The sequence below is a fragment of the Agrobacterium tumefaciens genome (genome assembly GCA_025560025.1).
Classification (GTDB): Bacteria; Pseudomonadota; Alphaproteobacteria; order Rhizobiales; family Rhizobiaceae; genus Agrobacterium.
The window spans coordinates 1,729,370-1,750,524 of sequence record CP048485.1 but is presented as its reverse complement, the minus strand read 5'-3'; the positions used below and the strand labels follow the sequence as shown (position 1 = coordinate 1,750,524).

Here is a 21,155-nt window from a genome sequence, read left to right as displayed (position 1 = left end):
GGGGCGATGCGGCCAGAGAAAGAAGGAATGCTAAAATGACGATACAGCTGCAAAAGCCTGATATCACCGAGCTGAAGCCACGCATCACCGTTTTCGGCGTTGGCGGTGGCGGCGGCAACGCTGTTAACAACATGATCACGGCCGGCCTCCAGGGCGTCGACTTTGTTGTCGCCAACACGGATGCGCAGGCGCTGACCATGACGAAGGCAGATCGGGTCATCCAGCTCGGCGTCAACGTCACCGAGGGTCTCGGCGCCGGTTCCCAGCCGGAAGTCGGCCGCGCCGCCGCTGAAGAGTGCATCGATGAGATTATCGATCACCTGAACGGCACCCATATGTGCTTCGTCACCGCCGGTATGGGCGGCGGCACCGGCACGGGCGCTGCCCCGGTCGTTGCACAGGCTGCCCGCAACAAGGGTATCCTCACGGTCGGCGTCGTTACCAAGCCTTTCCACTTCGAAGGCGGCCGCCGCATGCGTCTTGCCGAACAGGGCATCGAGGAACTGCAGAAGTCCGTCGATACGCTGATCGTCATTCCGAACCAGAACCTCTTCCGCATTGCCAATGACAAGACGACCTTTGCCGACGCCTTCGCCATGGCCGACCAGGTTCTCTATTCCGGCGTTGCCTGCATTACCGATCTGATGGTGAAGGAAGGTCTCATCAACCTCGACTTCGCCGACGTTCGCTCGGTCATGCGTGAAATGGGCCGTGCAATGATGGGCACCGGCGAAGCTTCCGGTCCGGGCCGTGCGATGCAGGCTGCGGAAGCGGCAATCGCCAACCCGCTGCTCGACGAAACCTCGATGAAGGGCGCACAGGGCCTGCTGATCTCCATCACCGGTGGTCGCGACCTTACCCTGTTCGAAGTCGACGAGGCTGCAACCCGTATCCGCGAAGAAGTCGATCCGGATGCGAACATCATCCTCGGCGCAACCTTCGACGAAGCCCTGGAAGGTCTCATCCGCGTCTCCGTCGTGGCCACCGGCATCGACCGCGTTGCTGGTATCGGCGAACAGAATGTTGCCGATATGCGCGCCGCAGCTGCCGCCAAGCCGCTTATCCGTCCTTCCGCGGCCGTTGCTCCCGCTCCGGCCGCAGTTCAGCCTGCCCAGTCAGTATCGCAGGCACCCAAGACCGTAGACCAGATCGCCCAGACCATCCGTTCGGCGGAAGCCGAAATGGAACGCGAACTCGGTTTCGCCGCACACCAGCAGCCGGCCCAGGATTTCCGTCCGCAGAGCAAGCTGTTTGCATCGTCCCCGGCTGAAGCACCGGCTCTCCGTCCGGCCCAGCCGGTTCAGCAGGCCGCTCCGGCACCGGTCGCTCCGGCGCCCGTCTACCATGCTCCGGAACAGGTTGCTGCTCCGGCACCGCGCATGCAGCAGCCGCAGGCTCCTGTCTACCAGGAACCCGCACCGGTTGCCCGCCAGCCCGAGCCGGTACGCATGCCGAAGGTCGAGGACTTCCCGCCGGTCGTGAAGGCCGAGATGGAACATCGCACCCACGCCGCTCCTGCTGCTCAGGAAGAGCGTGGTCCGATGGGTCTTCTGAAGCGCATCACCAACTCGCTTGGCCGTCGCGAAGAAGAAGAAGTTCCGTCCGACATGATGGACGCGCCGAGCATGGCGCCGCAGCAGCGTCGCGCCCCGCTTTCGCCGGAAGCCAGCCTCTACGCACCGCGTCGTGGCCAGCTTGACGACCACGGCCGTGCAACGCCTTCTTCGGCCAGCCACCACGACGATGACCAGCTGGAAATCCCGGCGTTCCTGCGCCGCCAATCCAACTAAAGGCGATTCCATCCGCCTCTTCAAACGCCCGGGTTTCACGACCCGGGCGTTTTGTTTATTTTGCGTGATTAACACTAAATTAAATTGCGTTTTCAATAGTTTACGCGTGTAACAATCCGAAACGAACAGTGATTTGTCGTGGCACCTACATGTGCGTATGTATGAGGCTGGGTAAAGGGAAATACGACTATGCCGGTTGCCAAAACCGGCTTGAAAACTTGAACGGCGCTGGCCCAGGCGGCGCGGGTTGCAAAACAAGGCATATACGCATGACTATCGGACTGCTCGGATTTCAGACAACTATCGCAAATGCTGTTCAGCTTAAGGGCATTGGCGTGCATTCCGGCAATCCGGTTTCGATGACGTTCCAGCCTGCAGAAGCCGGAACGGGCATCGTGTTCCACCGCCTTCATGAGAATGGCAGTGTAACCGAGTTGAAGGCGGTTTCGGCCAATGTCGGTAATACCGATCTGTGCACCGTGCTCGGCCGTTCGCTATCCCAGTCAGTGGCGACGATCGAGCACGTCATGGCCGCCATCTACGCCATGGGTCTCGACAACCTCATCGTCGAGGTCGACGGTCCGGAAGCGCCGATCATGGATGGCAGCTCCGCGCCCTTCATCGAAGCGATCGAATCCGTTGGCATCAAGAACCTCGGTGCGAAGCGCCGCTATATTCGCGTCACCAAGCCGGTGCGCATCGATTCGGGTGCCTCCTGGGCGGAGTTCCGCCCTTATGACGGCACGCGCTTCGAGGTCGATATCGATTTCGACACGCCGCTGATCGGCAAGCAGTCCTGGAAGGGCGATCTGACGGCTGACAGCTTCAAGAACGAACTTTCCCGTGCACGTACCTTCGGTTTCATGCGCGACGTGGAGCGCCTGTGGGCTGCCGGTTATGCGCTTGGCTCCTCGCTTGAGAATTCGGTCGTCATCTCCGACGACAATAGCGTCATCAACATGGAAGGCCTGCGCTACGCCAAGGACGAGTTCGTCCGCCACAAGACGCTGGACGCCGTGGGCGACCTGGCGCTTGCCGGCGCGCAGTTCATCGGTTGCTATCGCTCCTATCGCGGCGGCCACAAGGTCAATGCGAACGCGCTGAAGGCTCTCCTGAGCGACCGCTCGGCCTATGAGATCGTGGAGGCTCCGGCCGCCCGCAACCAGATGGTGCGCGCCCGCGAATTCGTTGCGGTCAACATGCCCGAATTTGCACCCTGGTCGGCTTGAGTTTGTTCGCAGGCTATTGATTGACAGGAAAAGCCGCTCCTTTCGGGGCGGCTTTTTCGTCGTTAGGGGCGATATGTTTCTTCATATCGCCTGATATTCATGCGATTGCGCGGGCGGATGCCATAAAAATGCGTTAATGCGTCATCATTGCGTTGCCCTGCGGATGCTTTTATGGCTAGAAACGCCAGTGCAAAGCCGATGCTTATGTATTTGCGCGGGAAGTGGGAACTGTCGAATGAAGCATGTAGGGTCTGGTGCGATGAAGGGTACGATACGGGGGATCGCCGTTTCGTTGTTGTTGGTCGGTGCCAGTGCGGCATTGACTGCCTGCCAGTCCGATCCGGATATCGACATCACCAAGCTTGGCTTCGAGTCGGATCCGCCTGACGTTCTGTACAAGCAGGGGCTTGCCAACATGAACGCCGGCAACATGACGGAAGCCTCGCGCAAGTTCGAGGCGATCGACAAGCAGTATCCCTTCACCGAATGGGGCCAGAAGGCTCTGGTCATGCAGACCTTCATCGCCACGCGCACCAACAAGAACGATGTGGCCATTACAAACGGCAGCCGGTTCCTGCGCCAATATCCGCGCTCCAAAGATGCCGCTTACGTTCAGTACATGATCGGTCTTGCTTATTCCAAGCAGATTTCCGACGTGACGCAGGACCAGCGCGCCGCGCAGCGCACCGTCGAGGCGATGAACAAGGTCGTCAACGACTATCCCGATTCGGAATATGTCGCCGATGCGCAGGCCAAGATTCGTTTCGCCCGCGACCAGCTCGCCGGTCGCGAAATGCAGGTCGGTCGTTATTACCTTGAGCGCAAGGAATATCTCGCCGCCGTTTCGCGTTTCCGCATCGTTGTCGAGCAGTACCAGAACACCAACCAGATCGAGGAAGCGCTGGCGCGTCTGACGGAAGCCTATTATGCGATGGGCCTGGCGGATGAGGCGCAGACTGCGGCGGCCGTTCTCGGCAACAACTATCCCGACAGCCAATGGTATGCGGATTCCTACAAGCTGCTGAAGGGTCAGGGGCTTGAACCGCGGGAAAACAAGGGGTCCTGGATTTCGCGTGCCGGCAAGAAGCTTATCGGCGCCTGAGACGGGGCATAGGCCATGCTGGTCCAGCTCTCGATTCGCGATATCGTCCTGATTGAAAGGCTCGACCTCGGTTTTGAAGCGGGCCTTTCCGTGTTGACAGGTGAGACCGGCGCGGGCAAATCCATCCTTCTCGATAGTCTCTCGCTCGCCCTCGGTGGTCGCGGCGATGGTGGTCTGGTTCGCCATGGGGAAGAAAAGGGGCAGGTGACTGCCACTTTCGAAGTCCCGAACAGTCACCCCACACGGCTTCTCCTGCGCGAGAACGGCCTTGATGATGATGGCGACCTGATTTTTCGCCGGGTGCAATCCTCTGACGGGCGCACCAAGGCCTATATCAACGATCAGGCCATCAGCGTGCAGATGATGCGCCAGCTCGGACAATTGCTGGTCGAAATTCATGGCCAGCATGATGATCGCGCGCTTGTCGATACCGATGCCCACCGCACGCTGCTGGATGCCTTTGCGGGGCTGAGCGATGAAGCCCGCTCCGTTCAGGGCCTCTACCGCACCTGGAAGGATGCCGAGCGCGCCCTGAAGACCCACCGCGCCAAGGTCGAAGCTGCCGCCCGCGAGGCGGATTATCTGCGCTCTTCCGTCGAGGAACTGGAAGGGCTTTCGCCGCGTGACGGCGAAGAGGAAGAGCTTGCCGAGCGACGGGCGGTGATGCAGAAATCCGAACGCATTGCCGGTGATATTGCCGAGGCCAGCGAATTCCTGAACGGCAATGCCTCGCCTGTGCCTGTCATCGCCTCGATGATGCGGCGTCTGGAGCGCAAGAGCCACGAGGCTCCCGGTTTGCTGGAAGACACCGTGCAATTGCTGGATGCCGCGCTGGACAGCCTTTCCAATGCGCAGATGGAAGTGGAGGCGGCGCTGCGCCGCACCGAGTTCGATCCGCGTGAGCTGGAGCGGGTGGAGGAGCGGCTGTTTGCGCTGCGTGCCGCCGGACGCAAATATAATGTCGCCGTGCCTGACTTGCCTGCCCTCGCCGAAAAAATGGTGGCCGATCTTGCCGATCTCGATGCCGGCGAGGAAAAGCTCGGCAAGCTCGAGGCTAATCTCGGTGTGGTGAAGGCCGATTTCGACCGTGCTGCGCAATCTCTTTCCGACAAACGCCGCCACGCGGCGGATGCGCTTTCCAATGCGGTGATGGCGGAATTGCCGGCGCTCAAGCTGGAGCGGGCGCGGTTTACCGTCGAGGTGACGTCCGATCCCGAGCAGGCGACGGCCGAGGGCATCGACACGGTGGAATTCCACGTTCAGACCAATCCGGGCACACGGCCGGGGCCGATCATGAAAGTGGCCTCGGGTGGCGAATTGTCCCGTTTCCTGCTGGCGCTGAAAGTGGCGCTGGCGGATCGCGGTTCTGCACCGACGCTGGTGTTCGACGAAATCGATACGGGCGTTGGCGGGGCTGTGGCGGATGCCATTGGCCAGCGGCTGCGCCGCCTGTCCAAGACCGTTCAGGTGCTGTCCGTCACCCATGCACCGCAGGTGGCGGCGCGGGCGGCGACTCATCTTCTCATTTCCAAGGGCCCCTCGGGCGACGGCAGCGAACGCATCGCCACGCGTGTGGCGACGATGGAGCCGAAACACCGCACCGAAGAAATCGCCCGCATGCTTGCCGGCGCATCGGTGACGGACGAGGCGAGGGCCGCGGCGGCTCGCCTGCTTGCCGCCAAGGATTAACGGCTGACGGCGACCGCGACGCCGGAGCCGATCATGATCCCGCCTGCCGCCCGGTTCACCCTGCGAATGATTTTCGGCTGCCGCAGCAGTTTTCTCGCCCGCACGGCGAGAAGAACGTGACCGCCGATAACAATCGCCTCCACCGCGATGATGACCGTTGCCAGGGCCGCAAGGTGATCGATCGTCAGCGAAGCGCCGACAATGTTCGGCAGCAGCGCGACGTAAAAGAGCGGCATTTTCGGATTGCCGAGGTTGAGCGCGGTTCCAGTCGCGAATAGCGAGATGAGGCTACGCCCGGCACTCACCGGCTGCAGATCGGGAACGATAGGTTCCGCCGTCCAGAGCCTGATGCCCATCCACACCAGATAGGCCGCGCCGCCGTAGCGCAGTACCGCCATCAGGGTTCCCATTTCGGCGGCGAGGATGGACAGGCCAAAGGCTGCAAGCGTGAGGAAGATCAAAATTCCGGCCACGGTTCCCGCACCATAGGCGAGGCCGGAGGCGGCCCCATGGGTGATCGTGCGGGCAACGATCGTCATATTGTCCGGTCCGGGACTGGCTGCGAACACAAAGAAGGCTGCCGCAAAGGCAATGAGGATCGTGACGTCCATGGAAGGCTCCGGCATCTGTTTCATCCGGATGTTCAGAATAACGGATTCCTGTCTGTTGAAAAGCGAGGATGGTTTTGCGTTTGGCAATAATTCGCTAAAAGCATTGCAGATTCATCCGTGAGGCTTCTTCCATGTCGAAAGACCAGATTCCCGTCGAAAACCTGACCGAGCTTGAAGCCTCTTCCGAGCTTGCATTTCTGGCGGCCGAGCTTGCGCGCCACGATGCGCTTTACCATGGCAAGGATGCGCCGGAGATTTCGGATGCGGAATATGACGCCCTGAAGCGGCGCAACGACGCCATCGAAGCCGCTTTCCCGGCGTTGGTGCGGGCCGACAGCCCGTCGAAAAAAGTCGGCTTCACACCACTTCCGACCTTTGCGCCCATCGTGCATGCCCGGCCGATGCTGTCGCTCGACAATACATTTTCGGAAGAGGACCTGCGCGACTTCGTCAGTTCCGTCTATCGTTTTCTCGGGCATCTGCCTGACGATTCCATTGCCTTTACCGCCGAGCCGAAGATCGACGGTCTTTCCATGTCCATCCGCTATGAGAACGGCAAGCTGAAGACGGCGGCGACGCGTGGCGACGGCACGACGGGCGAGAATGTCACCGCCAATATAAAGACCATCAAGGAAATTCCGAATGAGCTGCCCGCCGATGCGCCCGATGTGGTGGAAGTGCGCGGCGAGGTCTATATGGCCAAGAGCGATTTTCTGGCGCTCAACGCCCAGATGGAGGCGGACGGCAAGCAGACCTATGTGAACCCGCGCAACACGGCATCCGGTTCGCTGCGCCAGCTCGACGCCAATGTGACGGCGAAACGCAAGCTGAGGTTTTTTGCCTATGCTTTGGGTGAGGTCTCGAATGGCGGCCAGCCGGCACGGATTGCGGATACGCAATATGGTATCGTGGAGAAATTCCAGGACTGGGGCTTTCCGGTCAACCCGCTGATGAAACGATTCACCTCTGCCGAGCAATTGCTTGAACATTATAATGAAATCGGTGTCGCCCGACCCGATCTCGATTACGATATCGACGGCGTGGTTTATAAGGTCGACCGGCTCGATCTTCAGGAGCGGCTTGGTTTCCGATCGCGCAGCCCGCGCTGGGCCACTGCGCACAAGTTTCCGGCTGAGCAGGCCTTCACCACGGTCGAAAATATTGAAATCCAGGTGGGACGCACCGGCGCTTTGACGCCGGTGGCGCGTCTGACGCCGATCACCGTTGGTGGAGTCGTCGTCACCAATGCGACGCTGCATAATGCCGATTATATTGAAGGCATCGGCAATAGCGGCGAGCGCATCCGCCCGGAAGATCACGATATTCGTATCGGCGACACCGTCATCGTGCAGCGCGCCGGCGACGTTATTCCGCAGGTGTTGGACGTGCTGCTGGAAAAGCGCCCGACTGATGCGGTGAAATATGCCTTCCCGGAAAAATGTCCGGTCTGCGGCAGCCATGCGGTGCGGGAGCGCAATGAAAAGACGGGCAAGCTCGATTCGGTCACACGCTGCACCGGCGGTTTCGTCTGCCGGGCGCAGGCGGTCGAGCATCTCAAACATTTCGTCTCGCGCAATGCCTTCGACATCGAAGGGCTCGGCACCAAGCAGATCGATTTCTTCTTCGAAAGCGACGATCCCGCTTTGTCGATCAAGACTGCGCCGGACATTTTTACCCTGAAGGCGCGGCAGGAGGCATCGCATCTTACCAAGCTCGAAAATATCGACGGTTTCGGCAAGGTCAGCGTCAAAAAGCTGTTCGACGCCATCGACGCCCGCCGCGAGATCGATCTGCACCGGCTGATCTTCGCGCTCGGCATCCGTCACGTCGGCGAGACGACGGCGAAGCTTCTGGCACGGTCCTATGGCACTTACGACCATTTCGAAGAGGCCATGAAGGCGGCTGCGGATCCGGCAAGCGACGCCTGGGCAGAACTCAACAGCATCGACGGCATCGGCGAGGTGGTGGCCCGCGCCATCATCGAGTTTTACAAGGAGCCGCGCAATCTTGATGTCATCGACCGGCTGATACGGGAGCTGCAGCCGAAGGAGGCCGAAAAGCCCTCCACCGAAGGCAGTCCGGTGGCGGGCAAGACGGTGGTGTTTACCGGCTCGCTGGAAAAATTCACGCGGGACGAGGCGAAAGCCCGGGCCGAAAGCCTCGGCGCAAAAGTGGCGGGTTCCGTCTCGAAAAAGACGGATATTCTGGTGGCAGGGCCGGGGGCGGGTTCCAAGCTTGCCAAGGCGGCGGAGCTTGGCGTGCAGACCATGGACGAGGATGAGTGGCTGGCGCTGATCGGCGGCTGAGGCGCCGTCATCGCCGTTTTGTTTTGCACGGCTACAGGTCTCATCCTGGAATGGGGAACGGGCCATGGATGATCGCATCGTCATCTCGACGCAGCAGGTAAGCAGGCTGATCGCGAGCCAGTTTCCGCAATGGGTGGGGCTCGATGTCAGGCCGGTGGAACTGAGCGGCTGGGATAATCGCAGCTTCCGCCTTGGCGACGATATGCTCGTTCGCCTGCCGAGCGCTGACCGTTATGTGGCGCAGGTGGAGAAGGAGCACCGGTGGCTACCGAAACTGGCGCCTCTTCTGCCGCTTCCTGTCCCGGTGCCATTGGCGCTTGGTGAACCGGGAGGGGATTATCCGTTCTTCTGGTCCATTTATGGCTGGCTTGAGGGCGAACCTCTTGCCCGGTATCTCGATCATATCGATCTGTCGCAAATAGCCATGGATGCGGCAGCTTTTTTGAAGGCCCTGCACGGCATCGATGCTTCGGATGGCCCGCTTGCGGGCGAACACAATTTCCATCGCGGTGGGTCGCTCGCCGTCTATGATGACGAGGCGAGGGCGGCGGCGGTGCATGTCGCTGATGAGGTGGATCAGGCGCTCGCCATGGAGATATGGCAGCTTGCCCTTTCCAGCCGCTGGCCGAGACCGGGTGTCTGGGTGCATGGCGATATTGCCGAAGGCAATCTGCTGGTCAAAGACGGTCGCCTTTCAGCGGTCATCGATTTCGGCAGTTCCGGCGTCGGCGATCCGTCTTCGGACCTCATTCTCGCATGGAATGTGCTGGATACGGAAAGCCGCGCCGTTTTTCGTCATGCGCTGAATCTGGATGATGCCACCTGGCAACGCGGGCGCGGCTGGGCGCTCTGGAAGGCGCTGATCGTGCTTGCCGCGGAGCGGGGTCGCAACGGGAGGATGGCCGAATGGTCGCGCCGGACCATTCGGGAGGTGTTTGCGGATCATTGCCTGTCCGCCTGAACCGTCAGCGCAGGCGCGCCATCACGTATGAATCGGTATATTTGCCATCGCGATAGGCATAGTTGCGCATGGTGCCCTCATGCTCGAAGCCGAATTTTTCATAAAGCCGGATGGCCGCGAGATTGTCGGTGAAGACGTTGAGCTCGATGCGGCGAATGTCGTGCCAATTGTCCGCTGCATCGATGAGAGCGGCCAGAAGCCTCGATCCGATGCCTTTGCCGGCAAAATCGTCATGGATGCCGATGCCGAGGGTGGCGATGTGTTTCTGACGTCCGGTTCTGGCGTGCAGCCCGGCATTGCCCAGAATCCCGCCGCGCCATTCCGCCGCCACCACGATATCGGAAGGGGAGAGGCCTTCGAGATATTTCCGGGTGAGTGCGACGCTCTGAAATGGCTGTCGCAATGTTCCCCAACGCACACCGGGCATGTTGAGCACCCGCGTCAGGCCTTCGGCGTCATCGGGCGTGATGCCGCGGATGAGCAGGTCATCGATCTTGAAATCCTGAAAGGGCGGTAATTCGCTTTGCGGCTGGGGCACTGGCTGTTCTCCTTTGGGGCCGGAGAGCAGGGGACCATTCGCCCTGCTCTTGCGGCAGGGCATGGTGGACAAGGATCGCTAGTCTATCGCGACAATGCTCCACCGCCCGCCGGCTTTGCCGGAGGTGGTATTGATGAGCATGATGTTGTGCGACTGTGCGATCATGGCTGGCAGATTGGCCGGGGTCGCGAAGCTTGTCAATGTAATCTTCCCGGCCTTATGCCGTTCGAAAGCGTCTGAACAACCTGCCATCGATCGCCGCAAGGCCGGCCGCGATCATCGCCATGCCCGCGAAATGCTTGACCTCCAGCTGCTCTCCAAGAAGGAGCGAGCCGAGCAGGATGGCGCTGACGGGAATGAGGAAAGTGACGAGTGCGAGGTTGGTGGCGCCGGCGGTGGCGAGGATGCGGAAGAAGATGAGATAGGCCAGCGCCGTCGATAGCAGGGCGATGCCGATGAGTGCGCCCCAGGTGCCGAGGCTGGGCATGGCCAGCGTCCATGGCTTGTCGATGAGGAGCGCGGCCGGGATCAGCATCAGCGTCGAAGATGATATTTGGCCAGTCGCAGTCATCAGCGGCGGTACGCCCATGGCCTTGAAACGCCGGCCAAATATGCCTGCGAAGGAATAGGAGATGGCGGCACCGAGAACGGCAATCTGGCCCCAGAGACCGGACGAGCCGGAAAAGGCCGCCGGACCGATCATGGTTGCCACGCCGCCAAAACCGATGAGGACGCCGGCCAGCTTGTTACCGGTCATCTTCTCGTCGGCGGTCAGAAAATGGGCGACGATGACTGTGAAGAGAGGCGTTGTCGCATTGAGGATCGAGGCTAGTCCGCTGGCAATATGGGTCTGGCCCCAGACGATCAGGCAGAAGGGGATGATGTTGTTGAGCAGGCCCATGCCGAAAAAGGCGCGCCACACGGCCCATTCACGCGGCAGACGCAGGCCCATGATGCGGCAGACGATGAGAAGCGCGATAGCCGCCAGGCTGACGCGCAGCGTGACGATGGTGACGGGCGGCAGTTCCTTGACGGCGATACCGATGAAAAAGAACGATCCGCCCCACAGGAGCGAGAGCGCGACGAGCATCGCCCATTCGCCGGCATCCATCTGTTTCTGTATCGCCATCGTCATCTCCCAAAAGCATGAGTATCGACATGATCGCAGATGAGGCCGCCGCCCTCCACCCGATATCGGTTGAGCTTAACTCAAGCTGATAGTGTATGGCTTTGACTGCATTTCGTGTCGTGTTGTGTCTATTTACTCCCTGTTTTATGGTGTTTTCAAACGATAGTTTCTCGCGCGATAATTGAGGTAAGCTAAATCATGGCGACCGAACTTCCTTCTTTGAGAGGGCTGCAGGCCTTCGAGGCCGCAGCGCGGTATCGCAGCGTCACGCTTGCTTCCAATGAGTTGAATGTCACGCCCGGTGCCGTCAGCCTGCAAATCCGGGAGCTGGAGGCGCGCCTTGGCGTGCAATTGTTTTTCCGCAAGCCGCGCAGCATCCAGCTGACGCGTGAAGGGGAGCATTATTACGGCGCGCTTCGCACCGCCTTTCGGATGATGCGCGAGGCGACGGCCGAACTGACGGCGCGCTCCGAGATCACGGTTCTGACGCTGAGCTGCACGCCGACTTTCGCCGTTCAATGGCTGATGCCGCGATTGCCTGCCTTCCAGCAGCAACACCCGCATGTGGATGTCCGCATCAGCGTGACGAACCGGCTGGTGGATTTTTCGAGGGATGATGTCGATCTGGCGGTGCGGCATGGTTCTGGTCGTTATGAAGGGCTGGAGAGCCTCCGCTTCATCGATGACAGCACCCTGCCGGTCTGCTCGCCGCAGCTTCTGGAAAAATATGGGCCGCTTCAGGAGGCGGGGGACCTGAAATCCATTCCGCTTCTGCACGATGAAAACCGCAATGAATGGCGGCGCTGGCTGGAGGCGGCGGGAGCATCGGACGTGGATGCCTCCGGCGGCACCGTCTTCATCGACAGCAATGGTGCGCTGGATGCGGCCAAGGCCGGGCACGGTATTGCGCTGACCCGGCGTTCGCTGGTTTCCCGCGAGCTTGCGGAAGGCGCATTGATTGCGCCCTTCGGCAAAGACATGGCCAGCACGCTCGCCTATTTCCTCGTTTATCCGCGGCGGATGCTTGATAATCCCGATCTGGTGACGCTCATCGACTGGATGCTTTCGGAAGCGGGCTCTGACGAGGCCGGTTCTCTTTGACGTCAATCCGGTCTATGCCGGAATGAAACAACGGGAATCACTCTTGAAAACCATCGCCATCGATTTCGAGACCGCCAATGAGGAACGGGGCAGCGCCTGCTCCGTTGGGCTTGCATGGATAGAGGGCGGCGAGATCGTTCGCGTCGAGGAACGGCTGATCCGGCCGAAGGACATGCGGTTTTCGCCCTTCAACATCGCGGTGCATGGCATCCGCCCGGCCGATGTCGAAGATGCGCCGGAATTTCCCGAGGTGATGGAGGAGTTCATCGACGACTTCCACGGCGCCACCATGATCGCCCATAATGCCGCCTTCGATTTCAGCGTCATGCGGGCGTCTTTCGATAAATACCGGCAGTCCTATCCCGATCTTTCCTATCTGTGCAGCGTCAAGATCGCCCGGCATGTCTGGCCCAATCTGGCGTCGCACAAGCTGAATGTCATCGCCCATCATCTCCAGCTGCGTTTCGTGCACCACAATGCCGCCGAGGATGCCGTCGTCTGCGCGGCCGCTTCGATTGCGGCGGCCAAGGCCTTGCGCGTCGCCCATATCCGCGAACTGCCGGAAAAGATCGGCATGGTCGCGGGGCGTCTCACCTCCACCGGTTACCAGCCCTGCAGCATGAAAAAACGCGCCGTTTCCCGGGTTGCGTAACCGTTCCGCGCACTTATGTTTGAAGCAACGTAACGGAGAAGATGCGATGACGATGAGAACTCTGTCGGGTTTGTTTGCGGGCTTTCTGGCATTGCTTCCGGTGACAGCGGCGCATTCGCAGGTGGTGGGAGAGGTCGGCGTCGACTGGATCGGCAATGACATCGTCATCGAGGCGATCGCCGATCCGAAGATCAAGGGCGTGACCTGCCATGTTACCTATTTCGAGCGCGGCGTCATCGACCGCCTGAAGAACGGCAACTGGTTTGAAGACCCTTCCAACAATGCCATTTCCTGCAGCCAGACGGGACCGGTGGAGATCGGCGATATCGATCTCTCCAAGGGTGGAGAGGAAGTGTTCCGGCAGGGCATGTCGCTGGTCTGGAAGAAGCTCGTCGTCAGCCGCGTTTATGACAAGGCCAATGACACGCTGATCTATCTGGTGCATGCGCGGGAGCTGACCGACGGCTCGGCCAAGATGGCGATTTCCACGGTGCCGCTTTATAACCAGCAGGTTACATGGCAAAAGGGCAAGCCGTAAGATTTTGTCCGACCCTGTCCGTCATGCCGGACTTGATCCGGCATCCAGCCACGGCGCGTCTGCGCCGTGAAGGGAGTCTTTTGCGATCAATGACTTGATCGCACTGGACCCCGGATCAGGTCCGGGGTGACGGAGTACTTCTGAAACGGGACTGCCAGACTATGCAACCCGCGCCGCTTCAACGGCGCTGGCGCTAGGCGCTCCAAATTCTATCAAGAGGCAAGAGCCGGCTTAATCAGGCTGCTTCGTGTGCCAGCTCGTCCGCAATGACGGTGTCGAGGTTGAGGAAGCAGACCATGCTCTTTTCCAGCGCCACGATGCCGCGGCAGAAGCTGCGCTGTTCTTCCGGAATGATATCGGGCGCGGGCTGCAGGTCTTCGGAGCGGATGGTCATCATGTCGGAGACCTGTTCCACCAGGAGGCCGACCAGCTTGCCGCCGATATCGGTGACGATGATGGCGGAGCGTTCGGAGGGTTCGGTCATTTTCATGCCGAGGCGGCCGGCCATGTCGATGACGGGAATGACGGCGCCGCGCAAGTTGATGAGGCCGAGAACATAAGGCGGGGTGTGCGGCATCGGGGTAACCGGCGCCCAACCGCGGATTTCGCGGATCGCCATGATGTCGATGCAGAATTCCTGATCGCCCAGATGGAAGGAAACGATTTCGAGATATGCGCCGGATTGCTTGATGGCGTTGGACATGACGGCAGGTTTCCTCTGATGGCTCTCTAACAGGCCCGCGCAGGATTGAGCTTTATGCGGTGGCCGGAGAATGGACCGGGAGACATCATGTCGAGGCTTTAAAAACCGCTATGGTGCATAATGCACAGCAAGATTTTAAACTTTCCCTAACAATTGCGCTGCTCCAACCGCAAAACCCAGTGTTTTGGCGGTTTTCGCGCTCGCGCAAACGGGTTATGATGGTGATATGAACGGGCTCGTCTCCAATCCGCTGAATTTTATTCTGGCAAGTCTTGCAGCCATGGCTTCGCTTGCCATCGTGCTTCTTGCCTTCGACGGCTGGGTGCGGCACGGCACGGATATTTTCCTGTCCACGGTACAGAGCGGCATCGCCTGGTGCCTGTGACGTGTTTTCCGGCTGCGGATTTGTGACAAATCAGCGCGGTTCCTGCAAATACCGCCCAGTTGATTTGCCGTCCCCGTCGCCGTTCGCTATCTGTCGGCCAAAGCCCGCGCTATCAGGCCGGCCTTCGGGGTAGGATTGGACAATGAGAAATATTCGTATCGTATTGTGGGCCGTGGTGGTCGTTCTCGCCGGCGTCGTCAGCTGGCTGACGATCGAAATGACGAAGACGCGTGAGGAGATGGTGGAGACCGCCTATGGTGTGCCCTTCCAACTCACGGCGCAAAACGGCCAGCCGATCACCGAAAAGGCGTTTCAGGGCAAGCCGACAGCGCTTTTCTTCGGTTTCACCCATTGCCCGGAAGTCTGCCCGACAACCCTCTTCGAGCTGAACGGCTGGATGGAGAAGGTGGACCCGGCCGGTGACAAGCTGCAGGCCTATTTCGTCTCTGTCGATCCCGAGCGCGATACGCCTGAAATCATGCAGCAATATGTCTCCAACGTCTCGAAGCGCATCACCGGCATCACCGGCCCGGCCGACAAGATCGCCGAAACGCTGAAGGGCTACCGCATCTATGCCAAGAAGGTGCCGGTGGACGAGAAGGATCCGAATGGCGACTACACCATGGATCACACGGCGTCCGTCATCCTGCTTGACGCCAATGGCCGTTTTTCCGGTACCATTGCTTATGGCGAAAACCCTGAAGTCGCCGAGCAGAAGCTTCAGAATCTTCTGAAGGGCTGATAGAGGCGGCATAATTGCGCCGGGCTTATTGGACTGGCCGAGGTTTTGTGGCAAAGGCAAGAACAATAACCTCATCCAGAGAAAGCAGCCCGCCGTGAGCGAAATCCGACTTTACGTCACCACGACCGAAATCAAGGCCGGTGAAATCCTCGATCTCATGTCGGACTATTTCGGCGAGGAGGATGTCGCGATTGCTACCACCGAGGTGGATGAGAAGCGCGACATCTGGGAAGCCTCCGTCTATCTGATGGCCGAGCAGGAAGAGGAGTTTCGCGAGCGTGTCGAAGCCCTGCTCGCTCCCGCCTTTCCCGGTCTGGTCATCGAGAAGGAAATCGTTCCTGATGTCGACTGGATCGCCAAGTCGCTCGAGGGGCTGAAGCCGGTCAGGGCAGGGCGTTTCATCGTGCATGGGGCGCATGATCGGGACAAGGTGCGGGCGAACGATCTGGCAATCGAGATCGAGGCGGGACAGGCTTTCGGCACCGGCCATCACGGCACGACGGCCGGATGCCTTGAGATGATCGAGGAAGTTCTGCGGGCGCGGACCGTGCGCAATGCGCTTGATCTCGGCACCGGCAGCGGCGTTCTGGCGATTGCGGTGCGCAAGATGCGTCCCATTCCCGTACTTGCGACGGATATCGACCCCATCGCCGTGAAGGTGGCGAAGGAGAATGTGCGGCTGAACGGCATCGTCTCCGGGATGGCGCTGGAGACCGCGCCGGGCTTCCACTCGGACGCCTTCCGCAAGCATGGCCCGTTCGATCTCATCATCGCCAATATTCTGGCCCGGCCGCTCATCAAGATGGCGCCGCAGCTCGTCACGCATCTGGCGCCCGGCGGCACGGTCATCTTGTCGGGCATTCTGGCGTCGCAGCGCTGGAAGGTGCTTTCCGCCTATAATGGCGCCCGGCTTTCCCATGTCCGCACCATCTGGCGCAACGGCTGGGTCACGCTGCATCTGCGCAAAGACTGAGCCAGCGGCAATATTCCTTTCAGGCAAAAGAAAAGGCGGCGCTTTCGCGCCGCCTGGAAACCCGCGAGCATGGGAGGAGCTTGCTCAAGCGGGTCGACGTATTCTTGTTCGGCACGGTGGAGGGAGGATCGCCGCGCCGGACGTCATCAGAATACGTAGCTGGACTTTGCCTTGCGACGCAGATCGGCGCGGTTCATGCCGAGCGCTTCCAGCGACTTGTCGTCGAGGTTCAGAAGGGCTGCGTTGACATGGCGGCTGACCTGACGCTCGCGTGCTTCAACGACGCGATCGAAGGCGGTGCGGAGGAAAGATTTTGCCATTGCTTCAAATCCTTGTTTGCCAGGAGAGTGTCTCTCTCGCTGTGTTGATCCAAAGATAAGCGATGTGTTTTTGTTTGGTTAGGGGTAATGCTTCAGGGTTGATATGCGAAATACGCATGGCTTGACGTTTTCAGTATTACTTATTTTGTAAAATATGCACAATTTATCGCCGAAATAGGATCTGTCATATCTGGCTTGAAACCGGCTTTGTCCGCATGGCATTGTCGTTGCGCGCCAATGATTTGAGGGCGTGACCGAACAGCTTTCCTCATGATAGTTCCAGAAAGACACCCATGTTCCAGACCTTCGAAAACAAATCCGCGCCGCAATTCGGCAAGGCTCGCGTCGAGGCGCTGCGCGCCAGTTTCGAGGCCCTCGGTATCGACGGTTTCCTGGTGCCGCGCGCCGATGAATATCAGGGGGAATATGTGCCTGAGTGCGCCGAGCGCCTGTCCTGGCTGACCGGCTTTACCGGCTCTGCGGGCATTGCGCTGGTGACGCGCACGGAGGCCGTTGTTTTTGTCGATGGCCGTTATACGACGCAGCTCAAGTCGCAGGTCGACCAATCGGTGTTCAGCGGCGGCGATCTGGTTGGCGCGCCGCCCTCCGTCTGGTTGTCCGAACATGCGACCGAGGGCTTCAGGCTGGGCATTGATCCATGGCTGCATACCGGCGCTGAGCTGAAGCGGCTGGAAAAGGCCGTTGCGGCCAAGGGCGGCTCCGTTGTCCTGCTTGAAAACAACCCGCTCGACGCCCTGTGGCAGGATCGTCCTTCCGAACCGCTGGAACCGGTCGTCATCCAGCCGGAGGCCTTTACGGGCAAGCTGGCGAAAGAAAAGATCGCTTCGCTGGCCGAGACGGTGTCGGCCAAGGGAGCGGACGCCCTGCTGGTCACCGATCCGTCCTCCATCGCCTGGATTTTCAATATTCGCGGCAACGACGTGCCGCATACGCCGCATCCGCTTGCCCGCGCCATCATCTATGCGGATGGCAGGGCGGATATTTTTCTCGATAAACGCAAGACGGGGATCGAGGCCGAGGCCTATCTGGCGCAGCTGGCGACGCAATTGCCGCCGTCGAAGATTGCCGATCGCCTGCACGCCATTGCCAGCGCCAAGGGCCGGATCATGGTCGATGCCGACCTGACACCCGTGGCGCTGACAGGGGCGATCACGGCGGCGGGTGGCACCCTGATCGAGGAGGCCGATCCCGTCCGCCTGCCGCGTGCCTGCAAGAACGAAGCGGAGCTTGCCGGCTCGGCCGCAGCACATGTGCAGGATGGCGCGGCGATGGTCGAATATCTTTGCTGGCTGGACAGGCAGCAGCCGGGCAGCGTTACCGAAATCGCGGCCGTCAAGGCGCTGGAGGCGGCGCGCGCCAAGGTGGGGCAGGGGCTGCAAAACCCGTTAAAGGATGTGTCTTTCGACACGATTTCAGGGTCTGGCCCACATGCCGCCATCATCCACTACCGCGTCACCACCGACACGGACCGGACACTTGCCGATGGCGAGATGTTCCTCGTCGATTCAGGCGCGCAATATGTCAACGGCACCACGGATATCACCCGTACCGTGGCGATTGGTAATGTTCCGGAAGAGCAGCGACGTTTCTTCACGCTGGTGCTGAAGGGCGTGATCGCCATCAGTGCTGCACGGTTTCCGAAGGGTACGCGTGGCTGCGATCTCGATCCGGTGGCGCGCATCGCGCTGTGGAAGGCCGGGGCGGATTATGCCCATGGCACCGGCCACGGTGTCGGTTCCTATCTTTCGGTGCATGAGGGACCGCAGCGTATCGCAAGGCTTTCGACGCAGGAGCTGCTGCCCGGCATGATCCTGTCGAATGAGCCGGGATATTACCGACCCGGTGCTTTTGGCATTCGCATCGAAAACCTGATCTATGTGCGCGAGGCGGAAGCGGTTACGGGCGGCGATCAGCCGATGTTGTCCTTCGAGACCCTGACCTGGTGCCCCATCGACCGCAGGCTGATCGTGGCCGCACTTTTGACCGATGACGAGCTTGACTGGCTCAACGCCTATCACGCCGGCGTTCTGGAAAAGCTTTCGCCCTTGATTGCGGATGAGGATGTGAAAGCGTGGCTTGGCGCGGCCACGCTTCCCTTGACGCGGGCGGCTTAAAACAGCGACGAGTGCCTTATCGCGATGACGATCGCCCAGCCGATGGCCAGCATCGTCAGGCCCGGAAAGCGCAGGCAGACCAGAAGCGCTGCCACCATGCCAATCTTCACCTCGTATCCGCCTTCGAAAAAGGCGGGTGCGACGAGTGTGGTCAAGACCGCGACGGGAACGGCGTTCAGTCCCGCTTCCATGCGCGGCGGGATGGATTTCATCCGCGTCATAAGAACATAACCACCGATGCGGGTGAGATAGGTGGCGACGGCGGCGAGCGCGATCAGGATCAGTGTATCGGCGTGCAGAAAATCGCTCATGGCTTTTCCACCTTGCTTTCAGGATTGGCCTCGCCGGCTGGTTTGGGCGGATAGAGGACTGCAACGAGAATGCCGGCAAGCGCGCCGAGGCTGACATGCCAGGGCGAGCCGACGATGTGATAGGCGACCGTTGCGCCGAGTGCACTTGCCAGCATCACCGGGTAGAAGTTCTCGCGCTGGCGAAAACTCAGGACCATACCCATGAAATAGATCGGCAGCAGCACATCGAGACCGATGGCTTTCGGATCGCCGACCATGTTGCCGAGCGACGCGCCGACAATGGTCATGGCCAGCCACAGGACATAGACCGGTGTGGCAAAGCCCATATACCAGGCAAAACCGACCGTGCCGGTATTTTCGTATTTCCTGACCGATTCGGCGAATTGCGGATCCACCAGCACGAAGAAGCCCGCTGCCTTTTGCAGGAAAGACCAGTTGGAGATCATTCTGGCGATGGCGGCCGAATAGAGGATATGGCGGAAATTGACGGCGAAGACCGAAAGGACAATCAGCCAGGGCGCGACCTTCTGGCCGAACAATTCGATGCCGACCAGCTGGCTGGCGCCAGCATAGACGGTGCCGCTCATGATCGTGGCCTCGACGATGCTCAGCCCGTTATCGACCGCGACCGCGCCGAACAGCGCGCCGAAGGGGGCGGCGGAAAGGGCGATCGGAAAGCCGGCCTTCAATCCCTCGCGAAAATCTGTTTTGGACATTTTTGGGAACTCCTTGCCGCCGCTCTATCGCCGTCCCGTCTGGCTGGCAAACAAATTGCATGAATGGATCGATTGATTCCCTTGAAGCATCCGTTACGTTAGCTGCATCCCGGCGCATCGGCGCCCAAATCACGACATGGCGGACAATGAATGCTTGAGAAGCAGGAAAAGGCGGTCCTGGCCGCGCGTATCAAGGATTATCTCGCCAGGGAGACCGAAACCGAGATGGGGCTGCTGCAGGCAGAGATTTTCGTGGAATTTCTGGCTGAGGAAGTCGGGTATGTCTTTTACAATCAGGGGCTCAAGGATGCGCATTCCGCGATCCTGAGGCGTCTGGAAGATGCGGCAGGCGATATCGACGTGCTGGAGAAGCCGAGGCTGCGCTGAAGTTTACTCAGTCGCGTAATATGTCGCGGCTCTTGAGAATGGCCACGCCTTTTTCCCGCATGGCGGTGATCGACGCCCTTATGCCCTGCGGATCGATGCCGCGGCTTGCGTCCTCGATAAAACGGATTTTGACGCCGGGCAGCATGTCGAGCGCATCGAGCACCGAGAAGCTGACACAATAATCGGTGGCGAGGCCGCAGACATCGAGCTGCGTCACGCCCTGGCGGGTCAGATAATCGGCAAGGCCGGTTGTCGCCCCCTGGTCGTTGTCGCGAAAGGCGGAATAGCTGTCGACGGCGGGGTTTTCGCCCTTCTGCTGGATGTAGTCGAAAGCATCCGTCTTCAGGTCAGGGTGAAATTCCGCATCCGGCGTGCCCTGCACGCAATGGTCCGGCCACATCATCTGCGGTTTGCCGGAGAGTTCGCCCATGTCGAACGGTTTCTTACCGGGATGCTGCGAGGCGAAACTGCCGTGGTTTTCCGGGTGCCAGTCCTGCGAGGCGACGATCAGGTCATAACCGCCATTGTCGATCAGGGCGTTGGCAACGGGTACGACCCTGTCACCCTCGGCAACGGCCAGATTGCCGCCCGGGCAAAAGCCGTTCTGGATATCGATGAGCAGCAGCGCCTTCATGATTTGCCTCCCATATTTGCGAGCAGGATGCCAAGCCGGCACTGGCGGATCAAGTGCCCTTTCAACCTTTGTGCCGGCATGACGGCGTTACGGCAAAGCGGTATCCGTCGTTTTCCTGCCGCATTTGCAGCAAATTTCCGGCCAAGTCGGAATTTACCTGACGATGCGGCGACGGAAACTTTAAAGGCCGATGACGCCCTTGA

General features: G+C 60.0%; 21 protein-coding genes. 14 read left to right on the top strand and 7 right to left on the bottom strand.

The window, feature by feature from the left end; translation table 11 throughout:
* Positions 1–35 precede the first annotated feature (35 nt).
* The 4 genes from ftsZ (at position 36) to recN (ending at position 5,810) form a co-directional block, all read left to right on the top strand.
* The gene (gene ftsZ / locus FY152_08660) at positions 36–1,790 is read left to right on the top strand and encodes a cell division protein FtsZ (protein ID UXS32156.1); all 1,755 of its coding nucleotides are present in this window, start codon (positions 36–38) and stop codon (positions 1,788–1,790) included.
* Positions 1,791–2,059: 269 nt separating this feature from the next.
* Positions 2,060–3,019, top strand: coding sequence for a UDP-3-O-acyl-N-acetylglucosamine deacetylase (locus FY152_08655; GenBank protein ID UXS32155.1), 960 nt, complete (start codon positions 2,060–2,062; stop codon positions 3,017–3,019).
* A 235-nt stretch (positions 3,020–3,254) separates the two neighbouring features.
* Positions 3,255–4,121: an outer membrane protein assembly factor BamD gene (locus tag FY152_08650; protein ID UXS32154.1), complete on the top strand. Its 867-nt coding sequence runs from the start codon at positions 3,255–3,257 to the stop codon at positions 4,119–4,121.
* Between the two features lie 15 nt (positions 4,122–4,136).
* A complete protein-coding gene (recN, locus tag FY152_08645) occupies positions 4,137–5,810 on the top strand; it encodes a DNA repair protein RecN (GenBank protein ID UXS32153.1) in 1,674 nt (557 codons plus the stop codon).
* Here recN and FY152_08640 read toward each other — a convergent pair.
* Complete coding sequence (locus tag FY152_08640; GenBank protein UXS32152.1) at positions 5,807–6,421, bottom strand: LysE family translocator; 615 nt, start codon at positions 6,419–6,421, stop codon at positions 5,807–5,809. The two genes, recN and FY152_08640, sit on opposite strands and share 4 nt — an antisense overlap.
* Positions 6,422–6,552: 131 nt before the next feature.
* Between FY152_08640 and ligA the strand changes: the two genes are divergently transcribed.
* Together ligA and FY152_08630 are read left to right on the top strand one after the other, a co-directional pair.
* Positions 6,553–8,727, top strand: coding sequence for an NAD-dependent DNA ligase LigA (gene ligA / locus FY152_08635; protein UXS32151.1), 2,175 nt, complete (start codon positions 6,553–6,555; stop codon positions 8,725–8,727).
* A gap of 64 nt (positions 8,728–8,791) precedes the next feature.
* Positions 8,792–9,688: an aminoglycoside phosphotransferase family protein gene (locus tag FY152_08630; GenBank protein UXS32150.1), complete on the top strand. Its 897-nt coding sequence runs from the start codon at positions 8,792–8,794 to the stop codon at positions 9,686–9,688.
* A 4-nt stretch (positions 9,689–9,692) separates the two neighbouring features.
* On the opposite strand, the gene FY152_08625 is transcribed toward FY152_08630, so the two are convergent.
* A complete protein-coding gene (locus FY152_08625) occupies positions 9,693–10,289 on the bottom strand; it encodes a GNAT family N-acetyltransferase (protein ID UXS33245.1) in 597 nt (198 codons plus the stop codon).
* Positions 10,290–10,443: 154 nt separating this feature from the next.
* Positions 10,444–11,355 carry a DMT family transporter gene (locus FY152_08620; protein UXS32149.1) on the bottom strand — a complete coding sequence of 304 codons (912 nt, stop codon included), beginning with the start codon at positions 11,353–11,355 and terminating at the stop codon, positions 10,444–10,446.
* A 198-nt stretch (positions 11,356–11,553) separates the two neighbouring features.
* Here FY152_08620 and gcvA point away from each other — a divergent pair, with 198 nt between their 5' ends.
* From gcvA to FY152_08605, 3 genes are read left to right on the top strand one after another with little or no spacing between them, the layout of a single operon-like run.
* The gene (gene gcvA, locus FY152_08615) at positions 11,554–12,456 is read left to right on the top strand and encodes a transcriptional regulator GcvA (GenBank protein UXS32148.1); all 903 of its coding nucleotides are present in this window, start codon (positions 11,554–11,556) and stop codon (positions 12,454–12,456) included.
* A gap of 43 nt (positions 12,457–12,499) precedes the next feature.
* Positions 12,500–13,108 (top strand): 3'-5' exonuclease, encoded by a 609-nt coding sequence (locus FY152_08610; GenBank protein UXS32147.1) that lies wholly within the window; start codon positions 12,500–12,502, stop codon positions 13,106–13,108.
* Between the two features lie 46 nt (positions 13,109–13,154).
* Entirely contained in the window at positions 13,155–13,646 is a 492-nt protein-coding gene (locus tag FY152_08605; protein UXS32146.1) for a CreA family protein, read from the top strand.
* A 235-nt stretch (positions 13,647–13,881) separates the two neighbouring features.
* On the opposite strand, the gene FY152_08600 is transcribed toward FY152_08605, so the two are convergent.
* Entirely contained in the window at positions 13,882–14,349 is a 468-nt protein-coding gene (locus tag FY152_08600; GenBank protein ID UXS32145.1) for a purine-binding chemotaxis protein CheW, read from the bottom strand.
* A 184-nt stretch (positions 14,350–14,533) separates the two neighbouring features.
* Between FY152_08600 and FY152_08595 the strand changes: the two genes are divergently transcribed.
* The 4 genes from FY152_08595 to FY152_08580 all read left to right on the top strand — a co-directional run bounded on the left by FY152_08595 (position 14,534) and on the right by FY152_08580 (position 18,904).
* Complete coding sequence (locus tag FY152_08595; protein UXS32144.1) at positions 14,534–14,734, top strand: hypothetical protein; 201 nt, start codon at positions 14,534–14,536, stop codon at positions 14,732–14,734.
* 142 nt (positions 14,735–14,876) lie between these two features.
* Positions 14,877–15,476: an SCO family protein gene (locus FY152_08590; GenBank protein UXS32143.1), complete on the top strand. Its 600-nt coding sequence runs from the start codon at positions 14,877–14,879 to the stop codon at positions 15,474–15,476.
* Between the two features lie 94 nt (positions 15,477–15,570).
* Positions 15,571–16,449: a 50S ribosomal protein L11 methyltransferase gene (locus FY152_08585; protein UXS32142.1), complete on the top strand. Its 879-nt coding sequence runs from the start codon at positions 15,571–15,573 to the stop codon at positions 16,447–16,449.
* Positions 16,450–17,062: 613 nt separating this feature from the next.
* Complete coding sequence (locus FY152_08580) at positions 17,063–18,904, top strand: aminopeptidase P family protein (GenBank protein UXS32141.1); 1,842 nt, start codon at positions 17,063–17,065, stop codon at positions 18,902–18,904.
* Here FY152_08580 and FY152_08575 read toward each other — a convergent pair.
* Both FY152_08575 and FY152_08570 read right to left on the bottom strand, forming a co-directional pair.
* Positions 18,901–19,215: an AzlD family protein gene (locus tag FY152_08575; GenBank protein UXS32140.1), complete on the bottom strand. Its 315-nt coding sequence runs from the start codon at positions 19,213–19,215 to the stop codon at positions 18,901–18,903. The genes FY152_08580 and FY152_08575 overlap by 4 nt on opposite strands.
* Positions 19,212–19,931 (bottom strand): AzlC family ABC transporter permease, encoded by a 720-nt coding sequence (locus FY152_08570; protein UXS32139.1) that lies wholly within the window; start codon positions 19,929–19,931, stop codon positions 19,212–19,214. The genes FY152_08575 and FY152_08570 overlap by 4 nt, the downstream gene beginning before the upstream one ends.
* A 150-nt stretch (positions 19,932–20,081) precedes the next feature.
* Here FY152_08570 and FY152_08565 point away from each other — a divergent pair, with 150 nt between their 5' ends.
* Positions 20,082–20,318 (top strand): DUF2164 domain-containing protein, encoded by a 237-nt coding sequence (locus FY152_08565; GenBank protein UXS32138.1) that lies wholly within the window; start codon positions 20,082–20,084, stop codon positions 20,316–20,318.
* A 7-nt stretch (positions 20,319–20,325) separates the two neighbouring features.
* Here FY152_08565 and pncA read toward each other — a convergent pair whose 3' ends face one another.
* Positions 20,326–20,952, bottom strand: a complete 627-nt coding sequence (pncA, locus tag FY152_08560) for a bifunctional nicotinamidase/pyrazinamidase (protein UXS32137.1) — start codon at positions 20,950–20,952, stop codon at positions 20,326–20,328.
* Positions 20,953–21,155 lie beyond the last annotated feature (203 nt).

Bases quoted from the DNA above. Each gene is read 5' to 3' on its own strand.
- ftsZ (UXS32156.1), top strand. From the start codon at position 36: ATGACGATACAGCTGCAAAAGCCTGATATCACCGAGCTGAAGCCACGC.
- FY152_08655 (UXS32155.1), top strand. From the start codon at position 2,060: ATGACTATCGGACTGCTCGGATTTCAGACAACTATCGCAAATGCTGTT.
- FY152_08650 (UXS32154.1), top strand. From the start codon at position 3,255: ATGAAGCATGTAGGGTCTGGTGCGATGAAGGGTACGATACGGGGGATC.
- recN (UXS32153.1), top strand. From the start codon at position 4,137: ATGCTGGTCCAGCTCTCGATTCGCGATATCGTCCTGATTGAAAGGCTC.
- FY152_08640 (UXS32152.1), bottom strand. From the start codon at position 6,421: ATGGACGTCACGATCCTCATTGCCTTTGCGGCAGCCTTCTTTGTGTTC.
- ligA (UXS32151.1), top strand. From the start codon at position 6,553: ATGTCGAAAGACCAGATTCCCGTCGAAAACCTGACCGAGCTTGAAGCC.
- FY152_08630 (UXS32150.1), top strand. From the start codon at position 8,792: ATGGATGATCGCATCGTCATCTCGACGCAGCAGGTAAGCAGGCTGATC.
- FY152_08625 (UXS33245.1), bottom strand. From the start codon at position 10,289: ATGCCCTGCCGCAAGAGCAGGGCGAATGGTCCCCTGCTCTCCGGCCCC.
- FY152_08620 (UXS32149.1), bottom strand. From the start codon at position 11,355: ATGGCGATACAGAAACAGATGGATGCCGGCGAATGGGCGATGCTCGTC.
- gcvA (UXS32148.1), top strand. From the start codon at position 11,554: ATGGCGACCGAACTTCCTTCTTTGAGAGGGCTGCAGGCCTTCGAGGCC.
- FY152_08605 (UXS32146.1), top strand. From the start codon at position 13,155: ATGACGATGAGAACTCTGTCGGGTTTGTTTGCGGGCTTTCTGGCATTG.
- FY152_08600 (UXS32145.1), bottom strand. From the start codon at position 14,349: ATGTCCAACGCCATCAAGCAATCCGGCGCATATCTCGAAATCGTTTCC.
- FY152_08590 (UXS32143.1), top strand. From the start codon at position 14,877: ATGAGAAATATTCGTATCGTATTGTGGGCCGTGGTGGTCGTTCTCGCC.
- FY152_08580 (UXS32141.1), top strand. From the start codon at position 17,063: ATGTTCCAGACCTTCGAAAACAAATCCGCGCCGCAATTCGGCAAGGCT.
- FY152_08575 (UXS32140.1), bottom strand. From the start codon at position 19,215: ATGAGCGATTTTCTGCACGCCGATACACTGATCCTGATCGCGCTCGCC.
- FY152_08570 (UXS32139.1), bottom strand. From the start codon at position 19,931: ATGTCCAAAACAGATTTTCGCGAGGGATTGAAGGCCGGCTTTCCGATC.
- FY152_08565 (UXS32138.1), top strand. From the start codon at position 20,082: ATGCTTGAGAAGCAGGAAAAGGCGGTCCTGGCCGCGCGTATCAAGGAT.
- pncA (UXS32137.1), bottom strand. From the start codon at position 20,952: ATGAAGGCGCTGCTGCTCATCGATATCCAGAACGGCTTTTGCCCGGGC.